Genomic DNA, 6,486 nt, shown 5'->3' on the forward strand with positions numbered 1-6,486 from the left:
CACGCCACCCTCTGCATGGTGGCCCACGGCTTCCTCGCGCTGCGTCGAGCGCTTTTTCCCCCGGAAGCGAGTGCAATGGACGCTGCCCATGGTGCGGCGTCGCCTTCAGCACTTGCTGCTCAGCCGCATCGGCCACTGTCCCCTCTGCCTGCGTCACCTCAATCCCCGCGCTCCTCCTCTCGGGCCGTCACGCATCTGATCAAGTAGTACTAGGGGGAGGTCGCCTTGTCGTTCAACTCGTCCTGGGCGAGACTGGGTATCACGATCTGGAGGCTCAGAACCGGACCAGGAAAGCCTCCTCGACGGGCCCCTCAAGCTCGCCGAGCCCGATGAGTCGGAGGAATCCCGGCTCAAGGCTATCGCCCCAGTTGAACTTCCGCTTTGGATTGGTCGGGTGCCGCCGCCGCGCGAAGAAAACTTCGCTCAGGTAGCGCTCGAACCCAGCTCGCGTCGTCGGGCCGAGGCGCTCGTAATGCGGCGTGCAGCGGAAGCGCTCGACGATGCCACGCGAGATCTCGTCGCGGTCCGATCCAGGGAGCCCACGATAGCAGTGCCTCTGCCCGAAACTCTTCATGAGCCGACGCTCAGTCCTGGTGGCTCCCGTCGCCTCGAAGGCCCAGAGCCTCGGAGCGCCGTGGATGAGCTTCAGCATCAGGTAGTCGACGCGGCGGTCGTATTTTCCGGTGAGCTTCGGCTTGAACAGTGAGGACTTACGGACGCGGTCGTTCGTGTTGCTGCAGGTCCCCCACGCGTAGATGCCTTCGGAGAAGCGACAAAGGTAGATCCACTCCCGCACCTTGCTCTCAGCCTTGAAGCGTCGCCAAGCCTCGTGGTCGGCGATCTGCTCGCTTCGGCACGATTCGTGTTCGAGGAAACGCCGGGAAGCTTCGAACTCGGCTGCGTCCGCCATGGCGAAAGGCTACTCCGTCGAGCGAATCCTAGCCAAGGCGCCCTCAGAACATAGAGACATAGAACGCGTAAACCCGGCACCTCCCGGCCTGAGCGGCTCGACCCGGCGTGGAGACCACCCGCTCGCGAGACCTGCCGCCAGGCACGGCCGAGGAGTATCTTCGGCAGCGGCAATCTTCTGGTTGATGCCGAAGCCTACTGACCATCTGCGAGCAGCAGCGGTGACCGAGTACCTGAGCGGGACCACCACGCAGGAAGATTTCTGTGCGGCTTTCGAGGCACGGACGGGGCACCCTCTGTCACCGAGGACCTTGCGGTCGTGGATCGCTCGCTTTGGCGCAGTCGGTGGTGCTCCTGTACGGGCCCGGGCCCTCCTGGCCGATGCGCTCGACCAGGTGCGGACCCTGGAAGCCCGTCTTCAGGCGGCGCTGGACCAGCTCGCTTGCGAGGCTGCCGCTCCCGTGCCAGGTCGGCGCGTTGGCGCCAGCCACGAAGACCTGCCGCCGGCAGCCTCATCGGCAGATCTGATGGAGGCTGCCGTCGCGGGCGCGTTTCTACAGGTGGCTGCCGCTGGTCTGCCGCTCGGCATCGAGGAGCGCGCCACCAAGGACGAGCCGATCTCCACGAAGTTCTCTTGGGACTGACCACGAGGACCACCACTCACCACAACGGCTAAAGTGTCGCCGCCATCCTGCGAGGGCGGCGACACCCGCAGCGCGGTGCGCCTTGTGCGTGGCAGCCGGATTTGATCTCTGAGCCCACCACCAAGATGCGCGCCAGGGACACGGCCCGTATGAGCGCGCGGCCAACATTCCCTGGGGACAGGGCAACTGGTGGCCCCCGCCGTGCGGTGTGAGGCACAGGTGTCCCAGCGCGAAATCCGTCGTGACCAGACGCTCCGTATTGGAGCCCGTCGCCAGCGGCTACACCTCCGAGTGGTCCACGGTGGCGACATCCAGAACAATGACTGCATCTGCGAGGTCAACCTCTGGCGCTTCGCCGGGCGTTCTGCCTGGGGGGGCAACTGCCGCTCTCGTAGGCACGGGCAGCCGAAACTCAGGTATGGTCTTTGTTGCCGGCACGTGTTCCGGCCCCGGCTCCTGGGACGGTCCACCTGGCGACAGGAGCGGCACCGCTGGCTTCGGTTCCGCGTACCAGGGGATGACCTCGTGGCCTCCCACGTGGGGGAGGGCTCCCGATGAGCGCCGCCACGGTGGGTCTTCGCAGCTTCCTCGCGGCCGTCGCCGAGCGGCGCTCCCACGGCCCGGACATCCCCCGGGTGCTGTACACGCTCGCCCGGCAGGTGCTCGGGTCGGCTGATCTCGATTTCGTCCAGGACCTGGTGGCCGACATGCTCCTGGACCTGCTCGAACGCCATGGCTAGGCCGGTAGCGCCGATCAACTCCTCCTGCTCGAAGACCGGGCCGTAGTTCGGGCTATCCGACGGCGCATAGTCCAGGTGCGCGCGCGGCAGTTCGGATCGAAGTCAAAGGCCGTGAAGAGCCTGCGGGCCCACGTCCGGGCCTCGCTCCAGGGCGAGCTGCCCCCTGCGGAGGAGCTGCCGGTGGCCCCTCACGGCGGGGACCGCCTGTGCTCCAAGCTGGTCCGCCAGGCCGTGGCCCAGGTCCTCGCCAAGGCCGATGCTCCCGCCCGTGAGCCCAGGGCCGTAGCCGGTCGCTTGTGATCGATCTACTTCGAGGGTCGCCACGAGGACATCAGGGACCATGCGCACGGGCAGGAGGACGGCGGCCACGGGAACCTGGTGCTGGAACGCGCCGACGCCGGCCACCACGCCAACCAGCTCCGGCAGAGCCTTGGGTCCGAGCTGACCTGGGTCGTAGGCCAGCGAGTCAAGGGAATGACGCTCGCACAGCTCGGCGCTGGCAGGGCCGGGACCAGTACCATCCACGAGCAGTAGGCAAAGGCCGTCGAGCGGATCCGCGAGCATGTTCGGGAGCACGGTTTGCTGCGGGAGGACCTCGAGCCAGCCTTGATGCTGGTGGCCGCGTAGGCGTCCATCAGCCGAAAACCACCCGGCCAGCACAAGGAGTGCGGGGGATTACGTGATATGAATAACTCTCAGCATGAAGAGGATTATCCATCCGCCGCTTGATGCGCATAACCGGCTTCGCCAGCCGCTGACTGCGGGCGAGCAGGCCGTGCTCTCGATCTTCGACCAATGCCTGTCTCCGGGGTGGGAGATTTACATCCAGCCCCATCTCAACGGGTTGCGCCCGGACTTCGTGCTGCTCAACCCGCAGGTGGGCATTGCTGTTTTCGAGGTCAAGGACTGGAACCTCGACGCGATGCGCTATTTTTGGACGAAGGATCGCAACGGGGTCGAGACGCTGTGGGCCGAGCGCGATGGCAAGGCGTTCTGTATCCAGGCGGACAACCCGATTCCAAAGGTCCGACTATACCGGCAGGAGATCTACGAGCTGTACTGCCCTCGGCTCGGCTACAACTCGCGCCCGGGCCGGTGCGACGGCTGGGGGGCGATCACCGCAGGCGTCATATTCCCGTTTGCCGCAGGCTCGCGCGTCGAGCCACTGCTTGCGCCCTTCCTGCCCAAGCGCGACGAGGAAGACTACGCGCGCTACGCGCCTATCAGTGGGACGGAAGCGGTCGCCGCCGCCGACCTGCGGCGTATCTTCCCCGAATCACAGCGCGCGCACTCTCGGTTGATGACCAACGCCTTGGCCGATGACTTGCGCGGCTGGCTTGTAGAGCCGGACTTCTCGTCGACGCAGCGCGAGCCGTTGATGCTTGATCGCCGTCAGCGCTCGCTGGCGGAAACGCGCACCGAGACTGGCTACCGACGCATCAAAGGGCCCGCCGGCTCGGGCAAGTCGCTGGTGCTCGCCGCCCGGGCCGCACGGCTGATGAACGAAGGCAAGCAGGTGCTCGTGGTCACCTTCAACATCACGTTGTGGCACTACCTGCGCGACCTGATGGTCCGCGGCATCGACTCGCCGCAGCGCATGAACAACGTTTGCCTCATGCATTTCCACTATTGGTGCAAACACGTGTGCTACGAGGCCGGGTGGGATGCCCGCTACCACCATCTCGTGCGGGGGGGCGGTCGAATCGTCCCCGGGCAGCGGCAGGTCCTGCTCGACGACGAGATCCCGGCGCTAGCCAGTGAAGCCGTCGAGCAGCCCGGGGCCACGAAGTACGACGCGATCCTCGTCGACGAGGGTCAGGACTTCCACCCGCACTGGTGGAGCGCGCTGCGCAAGGCGCTCGTGCCCGGCGGCGAAATGATGCTGGTGGCCGACGCAACGCAGGACGTCTACGGTACGGCCAAGGCCTGGACCGACGAGGTCATGCAGGGCGCAGGGTTCCGAGGCGGGTGGGCACAGCTCGATGTCAGCTATCGGCTGCCGCCCGCGGCGCTGAAGATGGCACGCGAATTCGCGCAGCGATTCCTGCCGGCGGAAACCGCGCAGCTGCCCGAGTCCGAGCAGGGCGACCTCAATCTGTACCCTTGCACCCTGCGATGGGTGCAGTGCGACAAGGCCGATGCCACCAGCGTCTGCGCCGACGAATTCCTCGCGCTGATGAGGCTGACGGGCCGCAACGGCCTGGCCAATGCCGACATCACGCTGCTGAGCGAGGCCACGAGCGTCGGGGCTAAAGTGTCTCAATTGCTGGAAGACCGATTCAGGATTCGCACGCTCAACACCTTCTCCGCCGACAACATCGAGCAGCGACGCCAGAAGATGGGTTTCTTCATGGGCGACGCCCGCGTAAAGGCCACGACGCTGCACAGCTTCAAGGGCTGGGAGACGCGGCTGCTCGTCATCTACGTCGACGCCGCCGCCGACCCGAAGGCCCTCGCCTTGGTCTACGCCGGGCTGACGCGCCTCAAGCGCCACACGGAAGGCAGCTGGCTCACGGTCGTGTGTTCGGCGCGCGAGCTTGAGGCGTTCGGCCAGACTTGGCCGTCCTACGCTCGCCCCGCGGTGAGGAGAGTCAACCCTGGTTTTGGGGGCGGGTGACGGGAAACCGCTAGCACCCGGTAGGGCCCAGGGAGCCAGGGGCGGTTGCCCAGACCACGGTCCGGACCGGCGAGGCCAGTGGCCTCCCCAGGCGCTTGCCTTGGGCACGGGCCCGATCCAGGCCGGCCTTGGTGCGCTCGATGAGGCGGTGCCGTTCCTGCTCGGCAACCCAGCCGAAGACCGCCACCAGGAGGGACCGCACGGGCACGGTGGTGTCCAGCCAGCCCTCCTGGAGGAAGATGACCTTCACCCCGAGCCGATCCAGCTCAAGTCGAACTTCCGTAGGCTGATCGAGCTTGTCCACGGTCAGCGGCACTAGGTAGACCATCCGCTTGCCACAACGAGAACCCGATCGCTCGCGCGCATCGCGCCGTTCCCCGCCGGAGGCGAGTGCGAGCGAGCAGGATAGGAAATGAACGGCGAGGACTTCTGGTCGCCCTGGAAAACCACAATTGGCTCGTTCAAGGAAGCTCTCGATCTGATCCACGGGGTCTTCGATGACTGGTCGAGCGCGGGGCGTCAGTTCAGGTGGCGCGGCCAACCCGACGCCTGGTGGCCGCTACACAGCTCGCTCTATCGACGGCTTCTTTGGACGCGGGGCGGCGGTGACCCGCCTGGGGCACGGCCGGTCAGTGGAGATCCTCCTGGTCATGGATGACCGCGAGCTGCTGGCAGCTCTCCGTACCCGCCTGCGGCAGACCTCCTCCGAGCAGAGCCCGGTCTGGGGCGTCCTGAAGGGCCTCAGGTCGCACGTGGCCCGCTGCCTCCAGGAGGAGGACCTCTCCGGGGTTCGAGCCACGACCAGCAGCCCAACACCATCGAGCGGGTCCGTGAGCACGGCCTGAGCCTGGAGAGCCTCGAATCCGCCCTGGCAGCCGGCGGGCTGAAGACGAGCCCCGGCGCATCGACCAGCAGGGCAGGCTGGCTCTGGAGCGCGTGGAGACCACTCTGGGGAGGGCAGCTCCATGCGCTTACCCGGTCGCGCACCGCCAGAGCCCTCCAAGGGCGCTGGAGGCGGGGAGGGAGAAGCCGCCGTACCGCAGGCGGTGCCCGCCTCGCCCCTGCCTCCCCTTTAGCGGGACTCGGAAGTGGACGGCCCAGGCTCCTTTTCCCCGGACGCGCTGAGGGACTCGGAGGTTGCTTCCTTCGGCTGCTGGCCCCGGTTCTTGCGCCCCTTCGGCTCCCTCGGGGCCTCCTCCTGCGGATGTGGATTCCACGTCACCACGGGCACGGGGAGGGAGTTCCAGAAGAACAGGACGATGTCCTCGGCAGACTCGCCGCTTGTAGCTGGATCCTCCACGGCGTTGTGAGGAGCCCAGAGGTGGGCCGGGTCCTCCTCGTTGCGGACCACGCGCCGAAGCTGCCCGATGCGCTCAATCACGAGGGCCAACATGGACATGATGCAGGCGGGGGCAGCCCGTTCCAGCTCTTCATCTGGAAGTCCATGCTTGGGCATGATCCGCTTGAGTGGACACCAACGAAGAGGCGGATACGGTGTCCGACATGGTGGAAGTGAAGAAGGAGCGCCGTCCCCGGCGCAGCTACACGGAAGAGTTCAAGGCCGGGGCTGTCCGGC

Annotated in this window: 7 protein-coding genes and 1 pseudogene; 5 read left to right on the plus strand and 3 right to left on the minus strand. The window is 66.5% G+C overall.

What is annotated here, in order from left to right:
* Positions 1–207, plus strand: a pseudogene (locus D7V88_RS45715) (IS701 family transposase); the annotation flags it as partial.
* 67 nt (positions 208–274) lie between these two features.
* Here the strand turns inward: D7V88_RS45715 and D7V88_RS37720 are convergent.
* Positions 275–910: a hypothetical protein gene (locus tag D7V88_RS37720; RefSeq protein WP_120545398.1), complete on the minus strand. Its 636-nt coding sequence runs from the start codon at positions 908–910 to the stop codon at positions 275–277.
* A gap of 220 nt (positions 911–1,130) precedes the next feature.
* On the opposite strand from D7V88_RS37720, the gene D7V88_RS37725 reads away from it, so the two are divergent.
* The 4 genes from D7V88_RS37725 to D7V88_RS37740 all read left to right on the plus strand — a co-directional run bounded on the left by D7V88_RS37725 (position 1,131) and on the right by D7V88_RS37740 (position 4,910).
* Entirely contained in the window at positions 1,131–1,553 is a 423-nt protein-coding gene (locus tag D7V88_RS37725) for a hypothetical protein (RefSeq protein ID WP_120545399.1), read from the plus strand.
* A 554-nt stretch (positions 1,554–2,107) separates the two neighbouring features.
* Positions 2,108–2,293 carry a hypothetical protein gene (locus tag D7V88_RS37730; RefSeq protein ID WP_120545400.1) on the plus strand — a complete coding sequence of 62 codons (186 nt, stop codon included), beginning with the start codon at positions 2,108–2,110 and terminating at the stop codon, positions 2,291–2,293.
* Positions 2,294–2,404: 111 nt separating this feature from the next.
* Positions 2,405–2,593, plus strand: a complete 189-nt coding sequence (locus D7V88_RS42775) for a hypothetical protein (protein ID WP_147449042.1) — start codon at positions 2,405–2,407, stop codon at positions 2,591–2,593.
* 400 nt (positions 2,594–2,993) lie between these two features.
* Positions 2,994–4,910, plus strand: coding sequence for an AAA family ATPase (locus D7V88_RS37740; RefSeq protein ID WP_120545402.1), 1,917 nt, complete (start codon positions 2,994–2,996; stop codon positions 4,908–4,910).
* 10 nt (positions 4,911–4,920) lie between these two features.
* On the opposite strand, the gene D7V88_RS37745 is transcribed toward D7V88_RS37740, so the two are convergent.
* Positions 4,921–5,397, minus strand: coding sequence for a recombinase family protein (locus D7V88_RS37745; RefSeq protein ID WP_147449043.1), 477 nt, complete (start codon positions 5,395–5,397; stop codon positions 4,921–4,923).
* Between the two features lie 585 nt (positions 5,398–5,982).
* Positions 5,983–6,309, minus strand: a complete 327-nt coding sequence (locus D7V88_RS37755; RefSeq protein WP_120545405.1) for a hypothetical protein — start codon at positions 6,307–6,309, stop codon at positions 5,983–5,985.
* Positions 6,310–6,486 lie beyond the last annotated feature (177 nt).

This window comes from Corallococcus terminator (genome assembly GCF_003611635.1).
Lineage (GTDB): Bacteria > Myxococcota > Myxococcia > Myxococcales > Myxococcaceae > Corallococcus > Corallococcus terminator.